Origin of the sequence: Streptomyces sp. NBC_00154 (genome assembly GCF_026342835.1) — a bacterium.
Taxonomy (GTDB): domain Bacteria; phylum Actinomycetota; class Actinomycetes; order Streptomycetales; family Streptomycetaceae; genus Streptomyces.
Window position 1 is genome coordinate 4,896,529 of sequence record NZ_JAPEMI010000001.1, and the last position, 17,354, is coordinate 4,913,882.

The window sequence follows — 17,354 nt, forward strand, 5'->3', positions numbered from 1 at the left end:
GTCAGTGGGTTCCCGTCATACGGGCCTCGGCGGCCAGAGCCGCGGGCGAGTGGGCGAGATAGTCGATGGCCTGCGCCGTACTGCCCTCCTGGGAGGGGTGGTAGGAGTGGCTCAGATAGCGCGGGATGGAGCGCAGCAGGGCAGGCGTGGAGGGCAGGGTGCCGCGCTTGCCGCTGTCGTAGAACGCCTTGAACGACGCCTTGCCGTCCAGCAGGCTGGGGTCGTTCTCCATGAAGAAGCGGACACCGCGCTGCCAGAGGAAGACCAGGGCGGAGAAGGCCAGTCCCCAGGTGCGCACCCGGCGCCGGTAGCCGCCGTCGACATGCATGAAGACCTCGAAGGCCACCGAGCGGTGTTCCACCTCCTCCGCGCCGTGCCAGCGCAGCAGGTCCAGCATGGTGGGGTCGGCTCCCTTGCGGTCCAGGGCCTCGGAGTTCAGGATCCAGTCGCCGAGAAACGCCGTGTAGTGCTCGATCGCCGCGATGATCGCCACCCGCTCCATCAGCCACCACCTGCGGGCGCGGCCCGGCGGCAGCGTCCGGTCGCCGAGCAGCTTCTCGAAGAACCAGTCGACCTGTGCGGTGTACGGGGTCGGGTCGAGCCCGAGCTTCTTGAGGTGGGGGAGCACGTCGTCGTGGGCCTGGGAGTGCACGGCCTCCTGGCCGATGAACCCGATCACGTCGCGTCGCAGCTGCTCGTCATGGATGTACGGAAGCACCTGCCGGTACACGTGGATGAACCAGCGCTCCCCGGCCGGGAGCAGCAGATGGAGCACATTCATCGTGTGCGTGCTGAAGGGGTCGCCCGGCACCCAGTGGAGAGGAGTCTTCTCCCAGGCGAACGAGACCTTGCGGGCCTTCAGCTCGGTTCGCTCCGACGCGACCGCCGCTGGCTGCGTGTTAGACATGTTGTCAATGTACTGACGGGTACGCAGAGGGAACAGGGGCGTGCAGCGAATTCCTGCAGTCGCTGATCGGTGGGTGACAAGGGGTGCTGTCCTTGCGTTCGTCCCGGCGACTGCCGGCACAGACCGCGCCCGGTCGGCGGCGCGGCCGAGCCGGGGCGCACGCGTCGGGCCCGTGGCGGTCCTCCTCGGTGGAGGGCGCCACGGGCCCAGTTCAAACTGCGGTTCGGATCGGATCAGCGGGAACGGTACTCCCGGTACCAGTCCTGGTCGTAGCCCCAGCCTCCGCGGTCACGGTAGTCGTGGCCCCAGCGGCCGTGCTTGCGGTGGTCGTGGCCCCAGCGGCCGTGCTTGCGGTGGTGGCCCCAGCGTCCGTGGTCGCCGCGGTCGTGGCCCCAGCGGCCGTCGTCCCGGCGGTCCTGGCCCCAGCGGCCGTCGTCCCGACGGTCGCCATCCCCGTGCCGACCGTCCTTGACCTGCACGGAGTGGGCAACGCCGACGGCGCTGGGGGCGGCGGCCTGAGCTGCGCCGGCACCGCCCAGCACGACGACGGCGGCCACACAGACGGCGGCAGCGAAGCGTGGAACATGCATAGAAATCTCCTGTCGCAGCAGGCGGCGAAGCGCCTGCTCGGATTGGACATCGCAACCGTCGCCCCCCGACGACCGTTAACGACCGCGCCACGCGCTCCAAGACACCCGATCTGCTGCAATGCCGCCGATCTTGGAACCGAGTCCTGTAGGCAATCCGTGGAGGTCCGTCCGTCCCCCCGTCCCCTCCGGCGTCCGTCGCCATCCACCTCTCAACACCCCGCCTGACCTGCTGGTTCTTGCCGAGGTATCGGGGCTCGCCCGTCCGGCAGCGACTCCGTGTACGGCTCCGCGGGCCCGCCGGACGGTCCGCCGCCGGGCGCCATTCGGCCGAGCAGAGGATCACGGCGGGCAACACGGGAAGGGGCGCGGCGGCATGGTCAGCGCAGGGCGCCCACCCGCCTCCCGTCCGCCAGCCGCCCGCTCAGCTGCGCCCGGTCGCCCGCCCGTGCCCGTACCGCGAGCAGATGCCCCTGCGCCCGGCCCCCCACCCCGCCGGACGTCGTCAGCGACGCGAACTCCTCGCTGCCCGCCGCCAGTACGTACCACCGGCCGCCGCGTGACTTCCACAGCACGCCCGCCAGCACCCGCGGATCCCGCACCCCGCAGGCCGGTGAATCCTCGGCGCGCGCCGCGATGGCTCCCGGCGACACCACCCCGCCCGCGGTGGGCGGCGTGGACGGGGCCTGGAACTGGGCGAGGACCCTGCTCCCCCTGCCCCGCCAGGTCTCCGCCCGGGTGCACAGCCACTGCGCGTAGCCGTCGCCCTCGGGCAGCCATTGCCGGGCGTACGGCCAGGAGTTCACCGATCGCACGCCGCGCGACCGGACCGCCGTCAGCAGACAGGCGGTCCGCGCCCAGCTCTGCCGCTCGGCCCGCCCGGACACGTCGTGCGGCGCCGACGGCGATCCCGAGGTCAGCCGGGCCGGGGCAAGTTCGCCGAGGTCCGTCAGCAGCCGGGTCGAGGTACCGGCGTGCATCTCGACGGCGGACCAGGAGCGGCAGCGCGAGGCCGTTGCCGGGCTCGGCAGGGCATCGGTGACGCCGTCGCGGTCGCGGTGCAGTGCCCGTGCTGCCCGGCCGGGGGCGAGCAGATCCCGTACGGACACCCCGCGCACCCAGGGTGCCGTCAGATAGCGGACCGTGCGGGTCCCACGGCTCACGATCAGGGCGTCGGCCGAGGTCGAGTCCGCGCTGTCGACCCGCGCGAAGTCGAGCGCCGCGCCCTGCGCCGGATCGGCGTTGCGTGCCTCCGCGTACCGCACGATGCGCAGCCCGTCGTAGAACAGCACGACCGCGGCCGTCCCCACCTCGCCCGCGTACAGCAGCTGCGGGGAGCCCATCGGCGGCCCGACCGGCGTCCCCGGCGTCGTCGACGACCGCACCGCTGCACCGGGGCGCGCCCAGACGGCGAGTGCGCGCCGCAGCAGCCGGGCGTCGTCGGTGCGGTCGCCGCGGGTGGGCCAGGCGGTGAAGTCGATACGAGGCGAGCGCCGCCAGAAGGCCGGCTCCACGCGCCGTAACGCGGTTGGTTCCAGGGCCTGTTCGGCCGCCGGGTTACGGGCGTACAGAGGCGCGGACGTCAGGTCCCGGCCCCAGCCGTTGCCGGGCAGCCCCAGCAGCGCCCCGCACACCAGCAGTGCGGCGACCGCCGCCAGCGCAGCCTTCGCGTGCTGGCGGCGGCGCAGCAGATCAGGCGGGCGGGCCTGCAGCGAACAGGGGTCGAACTCCGTGGAGGCCAGCAGCCCGTACGGCGCCGCCACCGCGTCGGCCTCCATCAGCGCCGCATGCGGGTCCGCCACCCCGGCGGCGGCGAGCACCCGCCGCACTTCGCCGTCCGCGAGACCCTCCAGGCCGCGCAGGACGTGTGCCGCGCGCGCCGGGCCGGACAGTGCCGACAGGGCTTGGTCCAGGGCGAGTTCGTCCGCGCCACCGGAGTGCGGGAACAGGCGCAGTCCCCAGACCAGCGGGAGCAGCGGCGGCAGTTGGGCCCGTCGCGGCCACGCCGGCCGGCGCAGGGGACGGCCCGCCTGCAGTGCGGTACGCAGCACCCGCTGCCGGATGAGCGCATAGCCCGGGTCGACCCCGGTCGCACCGACGGGCCGGCGGGGGAGCGGGACACCGTCCCCGGCGGCGAACGCCCTCCGGCGTCCCAGCGGCAGGGACCGCTGGGCGAGCGAGTGGGCGGTCAGCACACGGCGGTTGCGGCCGAGGGAGGGCGGCAGTACGAGATAGCCGAGCCGGACCAGCCGCGGATAGTGCTCGACGAGCGCCGCTTCGGCCTGCTCCACATCGACCTGCTCCCCATCCACCGGGTCGGCGGCGGTAGGTACTTCTGGCAGTGGGCGCACGTTCAGCAGAACGAGCGAATCGTGCGATGGTCACTCCGGCCTACGGTCGCTGCTGTCCGATCGGGCCGTTCGGCCGCGCCGATGGGGGTGAAGGGGCACGATGGCCGGATGGTGACGCAGTTGGAGATGCGACGAGGACGTGGTTCCGGGGCCGGTGGGTTCAAGGCCGGTCGGTTCGGGGCCGGCAGGCTCGGGGTCCGGGCAGCCGCGGCCGCCCTCGCAGGCCTGACCCTTCTCACGGGCTGTTCAGCCGGCGGGGACGGCGACAACAAGCCGGACGTCCCGCCGACCGCGACCGGCAGCCTGGAGCAGCTGGCCTCGAAGGCGCAGTGCAAGCCGAACATCCAGACCGACGCTCAGGAACTGCGCCAGGCCAACTGCACGACGGACGACGGACGTTATGTGCTGGCCACCTTCGCGACCGACCGCGGGCAGCGCGAGTGGATCAATGAGGCGAACGACTACGGCGGCTCGTATCTCGTCGGCCGGAAGTGGGTCGCCGTCGGCGAGCCCGACGTGGTCGCAGCGCTGCGCGGCCGGCTCGGGGGGACGGTGGAGACCGCCTCGCCGCACCACTCGGGGAGTAGTGGCAGTGGGGGGAGCGAGGGAGGGCACTCCGGTCACCACGGGAGCTGACCGCGCAGGTAGGGGGGTGGGGTGCTGCGGAGGGGGGATCAGCGGCACTTGCGCCCGCCGTTGATGCAGCTCACCACCTTCTTCATCAGGTTGTCGTCGAAGACATTGATGAAGTCACCGTGATCGGTGACGGGCTTGTGCAGCTGCTCCGGGAAGGAGTCGACGGCGAAGCCGGGGCCCGGCGGCACGTCGTACACAATGCGCTGGACCAGCTGCGGAATGGCTCTGAAGCCGTTCGGGCACCGGCCGTTGTCCTGGGCCAAGGCGACATGGGTGCGGTGATTGGCGGAGTCGGTGTTCTGCCCGTCCCAGCAGCTCTGGAATGCGAACGAGCGGACCACCTGGCTGCCGTCCGGGCAGATCGGGTATTTGTCCTTGAGCTGTCGGTTCTCGAATCCGGTGCAACTCCATGAGGCATTGGCGTTGGCGTCGCCGTTGGTGAATGCCTTGGCGTCCCCGGTGATGATCCGCAGGAAGCGCGGCATCGCCGTGACCTTCCCGGTGGGATTGCCGACGAATTTCAGCGTGACCTGGGACGGAGTCTGGATCTCTCCGATGTTCTGGTCCTTGCCACCGCCATCCGCGTCCGCGTCGTTCTCCGCCGTCCCGTTCTGCAGACGCAGGACAGGCCAGTAGTACGTGGACTTGTCACCCTGGTTCCGGCAACTGGTATCGGCATTGGCCAGATCGTCATCGCTGGCGAAGGCGTCGTTGGCCTGATTGCCGACGTAATCGTGCATATGGTGAGCGCCGTTGCTCACGCCCGGCGCGACGATGACATTGTCCGGGTTGAATTTGCCGTTCTCGTTACGCCCGCAGTTGGTGGTGAACGTACCGCGCGAGGCGCCGCGGCGTTGGCGTGGCCTGTCGACATTGGGCTGCACGGACTGGATGTCGACGAAGTCGGACGCCTCGGGGCCGTTGCCCTGCTGGCCCTGGTCCTGGTCCTGACCTTGATCCTGACCCTGATCCTGGCCGTCATCGGCGCCCTGGTTCGCGCCGTTGTCCTGGCCGCCGTCCTGACCGTTGTTCTGGCCGTCGTCCTGACCCTGGCCGGCGCCCTGATCGCCCATGTCATTGCTGTCGTCGGCGCGCAGACTGCACGGGGCCAGCCCGTCCAGCCCACCCGGACGGTCCGCATTGCGCCCGACGGCGGTGGCGATACGGTCGATGCTCGCCGTCCGCTTGGCTTTCAGTGGACCGAGTACGGCATTCTCGGCAAGTCCGGGGTCGCGGGAGATCTCGTCCTTCCGGTCGGCGAATTGCTGATAGGCATCGGTGATCTGGGTATCCATGGCTGCCAGTTCGCGGTCGACCTCCCAGCGCGCCTGATCGGGCACGTCGGGAAGTTCGTTACCCACGTCGGGGCAGTCGATGGTGGACATCTGGGTGCCCGCATTCCATGTCCGGCCGGGCGGCGAGCCGGAAGATCCTTCTCCCGCCGATGCGTAGACATTGACCGCGATCAAGCCACCTCCGCCCAGAATCAATGCGGCCGAGGCGACAATCGCCCGGTTGGCCAGCGTCGAACGTTTGCGTGATGTGCGTCCCATGGAACTCCTCATGCTTCGAGGGAGAAGCGTGACGTTCCATACGGGTGTGGTTCGGGGTGTGTTCAGTGAAAGGGGAAGTTCGTAGAAATCTCCATTCGCAAAACGGGTCACATGGGGGCGGGAGCGAACTCTGCGAGCTGTGGGTCGACGGGTGCCCCGGTCATCCGGTTCGCCAGCGTCGACATCGTGTACGCGCCGATGCCCAGGACCACTTCGAGGGCGTTCTGCGGGGTGTAGCCGTGCGCCAGGAAGTCCTGCAGTGCGGCGTCGTCGACCGCGCCCGCCGTCGCGATGACGGCAAGGGTGAACTGCCTTACCGCCTCGGGCCGTTCGGCCGGCAGCGGCCGCTCCGTGCGCAGTGCGGCGATCAGGTCGGCGTCCGCACCGAGTGCGGTGAGCTTCGCGGTGTGCATCGCGACGCAGACGTGGCAGTCGTTCCGGGTGGCGATCGTCATGATCAGGACCTCGCGGGAGAGCGGGTCCAGGGTGGTCGACTCGAAGATCGCGCTGATCTTCAGGAAGCCGTCGAGCAGCTGCGGCGACGTGGCCAACCGACCGACGGCGGCGGGCAGATGGCCCTGCTTGTTCACCACTGCCTCCATGGAGCGACGGGCGGCGCCAGGGGCGGATTCGAGGGTGTGGTCGGGAAACGCGGGCGCGGGCATGGGAGGACCTCTCGCGATAAACTCGACAACGTGATTGACGAAAACGTAAATCAGGTTGTCGAGTTTTGCAATGGCTGAGCCAGCGGGGCGAGTTGAAGGCGTGGCGCCCGACGGTGACGGCGCGGGCTTCGAGCTGCCCCTGCTCCTGTTCGCCGGGTTCCGGTCGATCATCGACGAGCTCCATCGCGAACTGGCCGAGTGCGGGCATCCCGAAGTCCGTCCCGCCTACGGTTTCGCGCTCCAGGCCATCGGCCGCGACGGTGCTACCGCCAGTGAGATCGGCCGACGGCTGGGCGTCTCCAAACAGGCCGCCGGCAAGACCGTCGACAGGCTGGAGAGCCTCGGCTACGTCGAGCGGGTCGACGATCCGCAGGACGGACGCCGCAAGCTGGTCCGGGTGACCCCGCGCGGTGTCGACGTGCTGGTCCGCTCCGCCGAGGGGTTCGACCGGCTGCGTGCCGAGTGGGCCCGGGTGCTCGGCGCCGAGCGGCTGTGGGCGCTGGAGTCCGATCTGCGCACGATGGCGCCCGCCGACGGGTTCCGACTGGACGCTGCGGCGTGGTTCAACGGCTGAGGCGCTTCCCCAGATGTCCGTAGCAATAGATGGGACGTATTTCGTAGACACCCTTCCCGTGGGCCTCATTGTGCGGCAGCATGCGCAAGTCGACACCCTAGAGATCCGACCAATGAGGTCGAGAATGAGAGGGAACCATGGCACGACGCACCCGGGTGCTCAGTGCGCTCGCACTGGCTGCCGCGGCCGCGCTCGTTCCCGTGCAGGCCACTGCTCAGCAAGCCGCGCAGGCGACCGGACAGGAGCCCGGACATCGGGCCGCCGCACCACCGGGCACCCCGTGCGCCGCGCCTGTGAAGCCCGCTTCGCAGATGGCCGTCGAGTCCTGTGACAGCCCTGAGCGGATCATCGAGAAGGCCGCGAACATCGTCCCCACCCCCGGTCAACTCGCCTGGCAGCAGCGGGAAGTCACCGCCTTCACCCACTTCGGCATGAACACCTTCACGGGCCGCGAATGGGGATCGGGCACCGAGGACGAAAAGCTCTTCGCCCCGAAGAGCATCGACGCCGACCAGTGGATGCGTGCCTACAAGGCGGCCGGTGCCGAGCAGGTCATGCTCACCGCCAAGCACCACGACGGGTTCGTCCTGTACCCGTCCCGCTACACCGACCACTCGGTCGAACTCAGCCCCGGCAGCCCCGATGTCGTCGGCGCCTACGTGAAGGCCGCCCGCAAGGCGGGCCTGAAGGTCGGCCTCTATCTCTCGCCCTCCGACGGCGCCGAACTCCCGCACGCCTGGCACGCCCAGTGGGTCGAGTCGATCCGAAAGAAGCAGGCGGAGGGCAAGCCACTGAGCCTGCCGGAACAGATGGCGCTGGAGGACGGCGACCGGGCACCCGCGGGCGAGGGCAGGTTCGGCAACGGCAGCGCCGTCACCGAGCGCACCATCCCCACCCTCGTCCCCGGGGACGACCGCGCCGCGGCAGTCAAGCGTCACAAGCTCCCCACCTTCACGGTGATGGCCGACGACTACGACGCGTACTACCTCAACCAGCTCTACGAAATCTTCACCCAGTACGGGCCGATCGAGGAGCTCTGGCTGGACGGCGCCAACCCCTGGTCCGGCTCCGGCATCACCCAGAAGTACAACGTCAAGCAGTGGTTCGACATGGTCAAGGCGCTGTCGCCGAACACCGTCGTCTTCCAGGGCCCGCAGGGTGTGCGCTGGGTCGGGAACGAGGGCGGCACCGCCCGTGAGACCGAGTGGAGCGTCACCCCGCACGCCACCGACCCGTGGACCGGACTCGGTAGCCTGCCCGACGACTCGACCGACGCCGACATCGGCTCCCGCGCCAGGATCCTCGACCCGACGACCAAGTACCTGCAGTGGTACCCGGCCGAGGCGGACGTCTCCATCCGGCCCGGCTGGTTCTACCACCCGGAGCAACAGCCCAAGTCTCCGGCGCAGTTGATGAACCTGTACGAGAAGAGCGTCGGCCGGAACGCCGCACTGCTGCTGAACGTGCCGCCCAACCGGGACGGCCGGATCGCCGACGCGGACGTCGCGTCACTGACGGCCTTCGGCAAGGCGGTACGCAGCACCTACGGCACCGATGTGCGGCGCACGCAGGCTCCTGGGCCGTACACCTTCGACCGGGTCGCCGTCCGCGAGGACATCCGGCACGGGCAGCGGGTCGAGAAGTTCGCCGTGGAGGCCAGGATCGACGGCAGCTGGCAGCGGATCGCCGAGGGCACCACCATCGGCAACCGGCGCATCCTGCCGCTCGCCTCGCCCGTCACCGCGACGGCGGTACGGGTCGAGGTCCTGGAGTCCCGGGCCGCACCGCACCTCGGGGCGACCACGCTGCACCTGAGTTCGACCGGATGAGCCGTCGGCCGGGGGATCGGGGTCACCCCCGGTCGAGATAGGCCAGCACCGCAAGAACGCGGCGGTTGTCGTCGTCGGACGGCGGCAGGCCGAGCTTCCCGAAGATATTCGAGGCGTGCTTGGCCACCGCCCGCTCCGTGATCACCATCTTCGAGGCGATCGCCGCGTTCGAACGGCCCTGGGCCATCAGTTCCATGACCTCCAGCTCGCGCGGCGTCAGACCACCCATCGCCCCCTCCTGGCAGGCCGCGGTCCCAGGACAGTCCCACCCGGCGGTCAGGCGCGACGCCAGCCGTTTCGCCACCCGGGAGGGGTTGCGAGCTGCTGTCGGGTTTACTGCATTGAAGTGAGTGATGGTGAGCGGGAGTGAGTCCTGTGGGTGGGTTTGTGGGGGTGGGAACGGGAGTTCTGGGGCCGAATGGGTGACCTTGGCGGTTGCGGCTCGTTGGGCTGGGTGGCAGGGGTGCGGCCTTGAGGGGGTGATGTGGTGGGTGGTGTGCGGGAGCTGGCGGCCTCGTTCGTGGTGCCCGGGCCTTGCGGGGTGGCGGTCCGGGACCGCCTCAAACACCTGACCGCCCAGGACGAGAGGGTGCTGCGGGCGGTCGGTGAGCATCAGGGTGCGCTTGCTTCCCGGGATCTCAAGGCCCGCTGTGCGGATGGTCTGGAGCACGGTGCTCAGACGTGGGCTGCGCGTAAGCGGGACCTGACGAAGGAGTCGTCGTCGCGGATCGCGGGTGCGATCACGAAGGCCACGCACGATCAGTGGGCGCTCGCACGCCGCTGCCAGGCCGCGCACGTCCAGAACCTGGCAGCCGGGATCAAGACGCTGCGGCACCGCCTGTCCCTCCCACTCGGGGAGCCCGGAACGAAGCGCGCGGCGGGTGGCTACCGCTCCCGGGGCGAGTGGTTCCGCAAGTCCCGGCGCCTCGTGATGCTGGAGGCGCGGCACGCTGCGGCGGTTCGTGACTGGCAAGCGGGACGGGTCCGGGTGGTTCGGGGCGGTAGACGTCTCCTGAACACCCGCCACCACCTCGCCGAGGCCGAGCTCACCGAAGACGAGTGGCAGCAACGGTGGGAGGCGGAACGCTGGTTCCTCGCTGCTGATGGTGAGTCGGGGAAGCGGTTCGGGAACGAGACGATCCGCGTCACCCCGGACGGCGAAGTGTCGGTCAAGCTGCCCGTTCCGCTCGCGGACCTGGCCAACACCCGGCACGGCCGGTACATCCTCACCGCCCGTATCGGGTTCGCGCACCGGGGTGCGGAGTGGGCTGACCGCATCGAAGCCAACCGGGCCGTGGCCTACCGCATCCACCTCGACACGGGCCGTGGCCGCTGGTACCTGACCGCATCCTGGCAGCGCCCCGTCGTGCAGACCATCCCGTTGGAGACCGCCCGCGCCCGGGGCATGGTCGGCGTCGACACCAACTCCGACCACTTCGCCGCCTACCGGCTCGACCGGCACGGCAACCCGGTCGGCGGGCCGCACCGCTTCGGCTACGACCTGTCCGGGACCGCCGGTCACCGCGACGCACAGATCCGCCACGCCCTGACACGGTTGATCAACTGGGCGGGGCGGGTCGGTGTCGCCGCGATCGGCATCGAAGACCTCGACTTCACGCCTGAGAAGACCCGCGAGAAGCACGGCCGCCACAAGCGGTTCCGGCAGCTCATCTCCGGCATGCCCACCGGCAAGCTCAAGGCTCGGCTCGTCTCGATGGCCGCTGAACAGGGTATTGCGGTCGTCGCGGTCGACCCCGCCTACACCTCCCAGTGGGGTGGCCAGCACTGGCAGAAACCGCTGTCCACCCCACGTCGCATCATGTCCCGTCACGATGCCGCCGGTATCGCGATCGGGAGACGCGCCCTCGGTCACCCGGTCCGGCGTCGGACGGCACCGCCCCCGCACGACCGGAGTGATCGTGCGGGGCATCGGACCGCCCAGGCCGAACCAGGTGACCGGGGGCGTGAGGGAACCCGCCCACCCACCACGGACCGGCCCCCTGGAGAGCCGTCACCGAGCGGGAAGCGAAAGCGGGAACCCAGCGCATCCAACACCGTTCGGGATGCGCCCAGTACACAGCAGTGGGTCCAAGACTCACTTACACGCACTGGCTAGGAACGGTGTACCCAGCACCACCATCGGGACCTCGCCCTACGCCTCGGGGGGAATCCGGTCGGTTCGGAGCGGCGCGGACGACACCGTACGAAGAAGCCCCGGCCGACCGGGTACGCAACCGGTCGGCCAGGGCCTCCTTGGGTGACTGCCCCGTCAGGGGGCGTACTTGTAACCGACGCGTCGCACCGTCTGGATCGCCCGGCGGTGCTCGACGCCCAGCTTGCGGCGCAGCCGCGCGATGTGGACGTCGACGGTGCGCCCGTCGCCCACATGCCCGTAACCCCAGACGGTCGTCACCAACTGGTCGCGGGTGTGCACCCGGTGCGGGTGCGCCACCAAATGCGCGAGCAGTTCGAACTCGAGGAACGTGAGGTCGAGCGTGTTCCCGTCCACCGCCGCGGTGCGCTGCACCGTGTCGATGCGCACCGGACCGGCCGAGGCCGGGGTCTCCACCGGCTGCGGCGCGATCCGCTGGGCGGCGGCCGCGGCCGCCGCTGCAACGGCGGGCTGCTGATCGGCCGGCACGAGCACCAGGTAGCCGATCATCGGCGGCCGGCCCGGCAGTGCCGGAAGGGTGTGCTGGGGTGCCGGCAGCCAGGTGGCGCCCGGCGGGAGGAAGTCGGCCACATCGGCCAGCTGGACGACCTCGTCGGGGTCGACGGCGCGCAGCCGGTGGCGGTTGGGGGAGACGGAGCGGGCGGAGGGTGGGGCCGCAGCGGTCGCCGACGATGCTGCGGTGACAGCGGTGGCGGCGGAGAAGGTACGAGTGTTCGCCATGAGGGTCAGCTCTTTCGCGCGAAGGAGTCGTCGAGGGACGGACTTGCGTCGTGCGCGCGGACCGAAGACCGGGGTGAGCGGCTTTAGAGGGCCTGCGCGTTCCACGCGCGACAACACACCCGGTCGAAGTCATGATGCTGACGGGAAGGCCAGAACGGCTCGAGGTCGCTGCGACCCGGCGCGGTGTGCTGGAGGCTGGCCATGCCCCTATTAGACCAGACAAGGCGGCGCCGCTGCAGGCCTCTCTCACCCGTCGATACGGACCCTTTGCGTTACGTTCCTCACCTCGCACTTCACCTCGTGGGCCGCCGCCTGTGCTGCCTCGACCGCCCCGGCGGCAGGTGACATGTTTCCCGGTACGGGCCGGGCACGCCGAAGGGGCACCCACCGTTTCCGGCAGGTGCCCCTTCGTACGGAATCAGATACGGATCAGACCTGGTCGGCCTTCTCCAGCGCCGTGCAGCAGGTGTCGACGATCAGCCGCGTGACGACGTACGGGTCGACGTTGGCGTTCGGGCGACGGTCCTCGATGTAGCCCTTCTGGTCCTGCTCGACCTGCCACGGGATACGGACCGAGGCGCCGCGGTTGGAGACGCCGTAGCTGTACTCGTTCCACGGGGCGGTCTCGTGCAGACCGGTCAGGCGGTCGTCGATGCCGGCGCCGTAGTTCTTGACGTGGTCCATCGGCTTCGAGCCCTCGCCCAGCGACTCGCACGCGGTGATGATCGCGTCGTAACCCTCGCGCATCGCCTTGGTGGAGAAGTTGGTGTGCGCACCCGCGCCGTTCCAGTCGCCCTTGACCGGCTTCGGGTCCAGGGTCGCGGAGACGTTGAAGTCCTCGGCGGTGCGGTAGAGCAGCCAGCGGGCGATCCACAGCTGGTCGGAGACCTCCAGCGGGGAGAGCGGGCCCACCTGGAACTCCCACTGACCGGGCATGACCTCGGCGTTGATGCCGGAGATGCCCAGACCCGCCGTCAGGCAGTTCTCGAGGTGCTTCTCGACGATCTCGCGGCCGAAGATCTCGTCGGCGCCGACACCGCAGTAGTAGCCGCCCTGTGCGGCCGGGAAGCCGCCCACGGGGAAGCCGAGCGGCCGGTGACCGTCGAAGAAGGTGTACTCCTGCTCGATGCCGAAGATCGGCTCCTGGCCGGCGAACTGCTCGGCGACCGGACGCAGGGCGGACCGCGTGTTGGACTCGTGCGGAGTCATGTCGATGTTGAAGACCTCGCACAGCACGAGCACGTCGTTGCCGCCACGGATCGGGTCCGGACAGGAGAAGACCGGCTTCAGTACGCGGTCGGAGGCGTGACCCTCGGCCTGGTTGGTGCTGGACCCGTCGAAGCCCCAGATGGGCAGCTCAGCGACACCCTGGGAGGCATCCCCTGCCATGATCTTCGTCTTCGAACGAAGCTTGGCGGTCGGCTCGGTGCCATCGATCCAGATGTACTCAGCCTTGAACGTCACGGAAGCCATCCTTTGCGGGTGTTGCGATGCTGCGGTCTGCGGTGCGGGCTCTGCAGCGCAGCTTCGCAAGACGCGATTTCCCGTCCGTTGCCCAAATGTGAACCCCGTGTTACCGAGGTTTCCTGCGTTATACCTGGGCGTTGAGGGGGTTGTACGCACGCTTGTACGCGGACCTTGAGAAGCGCCTCGAAACCGGCCGCGCGGATCCGCCGTACCAGCTCGTCCGTGATGATGCCCAGCGCCGCCGCAGCCGCCGCGAGTTGCCGGTCGGCATCGGCGAGCGTGTGCAGCGGACGGCCGCGCCGCACCTGTGCGTCGGACAGCCTGAACGTCTTCAGGTAATGCAGTGCGAGACAGCCCTCCAGGGTGACCCCGCACGTGCCCCTGACCAGTTCGCGACCAGACCGTGCGGGATGTACGAGGTGCAGTGCGACCGTGGTCCGACATCGACGACGCTGCTACCGAAGCCCGGGCCGATAGGTGTGCGCCCAAGGGCGCACCAGAAGCGGATCGTCGCCGCCCGAGGTCCACAGCGGGGTATACGAACCGGGCGGGAACGGGGGCGCGATCAGCGAAATCACTGCTTTATAGGCAAGTCCCGGAAGTCGCAGCCGGAGTCCCGTGGCCGGCTCCGCCGACGCAGCCGTGGGCCTTTGTGCGCCGCCACCCGATATGCGGACCGGGCAGACTGGTACCCATGACGACACCACCCGCTGTCCCTCTGCGTATCGGCCTTTTCGGTACGGGCCCCTGGGCCCGGAACACCCAGGCACCCGCCCTCGCCTCCCACCCCGGCGTCGTACTCAGCGGTGTGTGGGGGCGCCGACCCGAGGCGGCGAACGCGCTCGCCGCCGCCCACGGCACCAAGGCGTACACCGGTGACGCGGGCGTCGACGAACTCCTCGCCGCGAGCGACGCCGTCGCGTTCGCCCTGCCGCCGGACGTCCAGGCCCCGCTCGCCGCCCGCGCCGCGGCGGCCGGATGCCACCTGCTGATGGACAAGCCGGTCGCGACGACGGTGGCCGGGGCCCGCGAGGTCGCCGAGGCCGCCGACCGGGCGCAGGTCGCGTCCGTCGTCTTCTGCACGCTGCGGTTCGCCGAGCCGACCGCCGCGTGGATCGCCGAGCAGGCCGCCAGGGGCGGCTGGTTCACCGCCCGCGCCGCGTGGATCGGCGCGCTGTACGCCCCCGGAGCGGAGAGCGATTACGCGGCCTCGCCGTGGCGCCGCGACAAGGGAGGCCTGTGGGACGTCGGGCCGCACGCGCTGTCGATCCTGCTCCCGGTGCTCGGCGATGTGACGGAACTGACCGCCGCCCGTGGCCCCGCAGACGCCACCCATCTGATCCTCCGCCACACCTCGGGTGCGTCCAGCACGGTGACGCTCGCACTGGACGCACCCCTCGGAGCGGCGGGCACGGAGGTCGAGCTCAGGGGCGAGGCAGGAGTCGCCACGCTGCCGGGCGGGGGTGACGCGGTGGGTTCGTTCCGCGCGGCGGTGGACGCGCTGCTCGATGCGGCACGTACGGGGGTGCCGCACCCCTGCGACGTACGGTTCGGGCTGCGGCTGACCGAGCTGCTGGCCGAGGCGGAGGCCGCTGTGCGTTCCTGAACCACGAGGAATGCCGGGCGTTGCCGTGTCCCGTACCGCACGGCACCGCCCGGCCCGGGCTCGTCAACCCACGCGCTCGATGCGGGCGCGACGGATCAGGAACTTGCCCGGTTCGCGCACCTGCTCGAACGCGGCGTTGTTCAGCAGGGCGCAGCTTCCGGACGGTGAAGTGACCTGCACCGTGGTGGACTTGTCGTTGTCGAGATTGGTCACCTTGAGCCGGGTGCCGACGGGGAACTGATTGCTGGACGCGGCGGGGGCACCTCCCTCGCCGGACAGCGTCACGGTGGATCCGGCACAGACGACCTCACCGGTGGTCTGCCCCCCTCCGCCGGGCGGCGCCGGGGCCGCGGTCCCTGGCGCGGGCGCGGATGCGGAGGCCGGTGCGGAAGCGGCTGCGGACGCGGCAGGATCCACGACCGCCGATCCCTCGCCACCGCATCCCGAGGCGGCCTGTTGGCGCCGGATCTCCGCGATCACGGCTTCCCGGTTGGCGATCCGCGCAGCCGACTGGGCATCCGGATTGGCCCGCTGACCGGCGATGAACCGCTCGTTGTTGCCGAGCGCCGTGGTGAGTCCGGTGCAGACGACCGACGAGGCCCGGTCAGCCGGTGGCGACTGTGCGGCCTGGCTGGTTCCGGCCAGCACGGCAGCCGTCCCACCGGCGAGTGCGGCGGCCCCGACCAGCAGGGCGAGCTTCTTGTTGCGACTGAGGGTCTTCTTGCGTGACACGTAGGGCTCCTGTCCCCGGCCGGAACACCTGATGCACTCGGGCCGGATGTGGTGCGTGTGTCCCTACGTACGAGTAACAGGCGCGTTCGTTTCAACCGTCAGGCGGACGTAACCCTCTGTCGCCGCCCTGCCGGTCAGGGAACGGTGGTGGCCGCCCGGTGCGCGGCGGACAGGAAGCGCCGCACGGCGGCCGTCTCACTCTCGTCGAAGTCGCGCAGCACCGCGACCGTGTTGTCGATCAGCGGCCCGAAGAAGGACCGGCCCAGCTCTACCGCCCGCGGGTCCACCGTCAGCAGCACCCGACGCCGGTCGCGCGGGTCACGGGTGCGGGTGAGATGACCGAGCCGTTCCAGCCGGTCGATGACGGCGGTGGTGCCCGCGGAGTTGAGTCCGAGCTGCCCACCGAGCCATCCGGCGGTCGCGTCCGTGCCCGCCCGTTCGGCGTCGAGCAGGCAGATCAGGGCACGTACGTCGGTGGGGTGCATGCCGTGGCGGCTTGCGAATTCGGCCTGGCGCAGGCCGAATTCGACAGTCACCTTGCGCAGCAGATGGACGATCTCCATCTCGGGACTCTGCTCGCTCATCGGTCCTCCTCCCCTTATTATCTCGTCGAGCGAGATAATATCCAAGGGCACCCATCTGGGAGGCACCCCATGACGCCTACGTCATCCGGATCATCCGCGGTGGCCGCCACCGAGTCGTTCCTCGCCGCGTACGACGAGGTCCTGGCGGTCAAGTGGCCCACTGGAACGACCCACTCCGAGGCTCTCACCCCGTACGGCACCACCCGTGTCAACAGTTACGGCCCCGAGGGCGCTCCGCCCCTGATGCTGCTGGCAGGCGGCGGCTCCACCTCCACCGTCTGGTACGCCCAGGCCGCCCACCTGGGCCGCAGCCACCGCGTCCACGCCGTCGACCTCATGGGCGACCCGGGTCGCAGCGTGGTGGGGGAGCGACGGATCCGTACGGTGCCGGACCTGACGGCCTGGCTGGACGCAGTGCTGGACGCCCTGAACATCGCATCGGCAGCACTCTGCGGTCATTCCTACGGAGCCTGGATCGCGCTCCACTACGCCCTGCACGCACCCGGCCGCGTCCGGAAGCTGATCCTTGTGGACCCGACCCAGTGCTTCGCCGGGTACCGCCCCGGCTATCTGCTGCACGCGCTACCGATGCTGCTCCGCCCCAACGCACGACGCACGCGCACCTTCATGAACTGGGAGACCTCCGACGCACCGCTCGACCCGGTCTGGCTGCACCTGCGCGACACGGCTGCCGGCTTCCCGTCCGCCCGGCCGGTCACCGGCCCCCGCCCCACCCCCGAGGCGTTGGGCGCCCTGGACGTACCGACCCTGATGCTGCTGGCCGAGAACAGCCGGGCGCACGACGTCGCAGCGGTCGCCGCCACCGCGGCCCGGCTGCTCCCGAACGTGCGGACGGCGACGATCCCCGGCGCCACGCACCACACACTGCCGCTGCACGCCCCGGACGCCGCCGAACTCAATTGCAGAATCGAGGAGTTCCTGGCGGCGGGGTGCTGAGCGACTCCGCCCG

Annotated in this window: 15 protein-coding genes and 1 pseudogene; 6 read left to right on the forward strand and 10 right to left on the reverse strand. The window is 70.1% G+C overall.

Going from position 1 to position 17,354, the window contains the following annotated elements; translation table 11 throughout:
* Position 1: 1 nt before the first annotated feature.
* From OHA03_RS21920 to OHA03_RS21930, 3 genes are all read right to left on the reverse strand, one after another.
* Entirely contained in the window at positions 2-907 is a 906-nt protein-coding gene (locus OHA03_RS21920) for a metal-dependent hydrolase (protein WP_267005496.1), read from the reverse strand.
* A gap of 233 nt (positions 908-1,140) precedes the next feature.
* Positions 1,141-1,497 carry a hypothetical protein gene (locus tag OHA03_RS21925; protein ID WP_267005497.1) on the reverse strand — a complete coding sequence of 119 codons (357 nt, stop codon included), beginning with the start codon at positions 1,495-1,497 and terminating at the stop codon, positions 1,141-1,143.
* Positions 1,498-1,874: 377 nt separating this feature from the next.
* A complete protein-coding gene (locus OHA03_RS21930; RefSeq protein WP_267008123.1) occupies positions 1,875-3,836 on the reverse strand; it encodes a hypothetical protein in 1,962 nt (653 codons plus the stop codon).
* A 117-nt stretch (positions 3,837-3,953) separates the two neighbouring features.
* Between OHA03_RS21930 and OHA03_RS21935 the strand changes: the two genes are divergently transcribed.
* Positions 3,954-4,481: a hypothetical protein gene (locus OHA03_RS21935; protein WP_267005498.1), complete on the forward strand. Its 528-nt coding sequence runs from the start codon at positions 3,954-3,956 to the stop codon at positions 4,479-4,481.
* A 38-nt stretch (positions 4,482-4,519) separates the two neighbouring features.
* Here the strand turns inward: OHA03_RS21935 and OHA03_RS21940 are convergent, their stop codons facing one another.
* Both OHA03_RS21940 and OHA03_RS21945 read right to left on the reverse strand, forming a co-directional pair.
* Entirely contained in the window at positions 4,520-6,034 is a 1,515-nt protein-coding gene (locus OHA03_RS21940) for a DUF1996 domain-containing protein (RefSeq protein WP_267005499.1), read from the reverse strand.
* A 107-nt stretch (positions 6,035-6,141) separates the two neighbouring features.
* The gene (locus tag OHA03_RS21945) at positions 6,142-6,699 is read right to left on the reverse strand and encodes a carboxymuconolactone decarboxylase family protein (RefSeq protein WP_267005500.1); all 558 of its coding nucleotides are present in this window, start codon (positions 6,697-6,699) and stop codon (positions 6,142-6,144) included.
* 70 nt (positions 6,700-6,769) lie between these two features.
* Between OHA03_RS21945 and OHA03_RS21950 the strand changes: the two genes are divergently transcribed.
* Complete coding sequence (locus tag OHA03_RS21950; RefSeq protein ID WP_267005501.1) at positions 6,770-7,273, forward strand: MarR family winged helix-turn-helix transcriptional regulator; 504 nt, start codon at positions 6,770-6,772, stop codon at positions 7,271-7,273.
* A 137-nt stretch (positions 7,274-7,410) separates the two neighbouring features.
* Positions 7,411-9,102 carry an alpha-L-fucosidase gene (locus OHA03_RS21955; protein WP_267005502.1) on the forward strand — a complete coding sequence of 564 codons (1,692 nt, stop codon included), beginning with the start codon at positions 7,411-7,413 and terminating at the stop codon, positions 9,100-9,102.
* A 22-nt stretch (positions 9,103-9,124) separates the two neighbouring features.
* On the opposite strand, the pseudogene OHA03_RS21960 reads toward OHA03_RS21955, so the two are convergent.
* Positions 9,125-9,331: pseudogene (locus OHA03_RS21960) on the reverse strand (response regulator transcription factor); the annotation flags it as partial.
* Between the two features lie 258 nt (positions 9,332-9,589).
* Between OHA03_RS21960 and OHA03_RS21965 the strand changes: the two are divergent.
* Positions 9,590-11,218: an IS200/IS605 family accessory protein TnpB-related protein gene (locus tag OHA03_RS21965; protein ID WP_267005503.1), complete on the forward strand. Its 1,629-nt coding sequence runs from the start codon at positions 9,590-9,592 to the stop codon at positions 11,216-11,218.
* A 153-nt stretch (positions 11,219-11,371) separates the two neighbouring features.
* On the opposite strand, the gene OHA03_RS21970 is transcribed toward OHA03_RS21965, so the two are convergent.
* The gene (locus OHA03_RS21970) at positions 11,372-11,995 is read right to left on the reverse strand and encodes a winged helix-turn-helix domain-containing protein (protein ID WP_267005504.1); all 624 of its coding nucleotides are present in this window, start codon (positions 11,993-11,995) and stop codon (positions 11,372-11,374) included.
* A gap of 429 nt (positions 11,996-12,424) precedes the next feature.
* Positions 12,425-13,459, reverse strand: a complete 1,035-nt coding sequence (glnII, locus tag OHA03_RS21975) for a glutamine synthetase (protein ID WP_267005505.1) — start codon at positions 13,457-13,459, stop codon at positions 12,425-12,427.
* Positions 13,460-14,156: 697 nt separating this feature from the next.
* On the opposite strand from glnII, the gene OHA03_RS21980 reads away from it, so the two are divergent.
* Positions 14,157-15,068, forward strand: a complete 912-nt coding sequence (locus OHA03_RS21980) for a Gfo/Idh/MocA family protein (protein ID WP_267005506.1) — start codon at positions 14,157-14,159, stop codon at positions 15,066-15,068.
* A gap of 63 nt (positions 15,069-15,131) precedes the next feature.
* Here the strand turns inward: OHA03_RS21980 and OHA03_RS21985 are convergent, their stop codons facing one another.
* Together OHA03_RS21985 and OHA03_RS21990 are read right to left on the reverse strand one after the other, a co-directional pair.
* Entirely contained in the window at positions 15,132-15,800 is a 669-nt protein-coding gene (locus OHA03_RS21985) for a hypothetical protein (RefSeq protein ID WP_267005507.1), read from the reverse strand.
* Between the two features lie 134 nt (positions 15,801-15,934).
* Entirely contained in the window at positions 15,935-16,384 is a 450-nt protein-coding gene (locus OHA03_RS21990; protein ID WP_267005508.1) for a MarR family transcriptional regulator, read from the reverse strand.
* Between the two features lie 69 nt (positions 16,385-16,453).
* On the opposite strand from OHA03_RS21990, the gene OHA03_RS21995 reads away from it, so the two are divergent.
* Positions 16,454-17,341, forward strand: coding sequence for an alpha/beta fold hydrolase (locus OHA03_RS21995; RefSeq protein ID WP_267005509.1), 888 nt, complete (start codon positions 16,454-16,456; stop codon positions 17,339-17,341).
* The last annotated feature ends 13 nt before the right edge of the window (positions 17,342-17,354 follow it).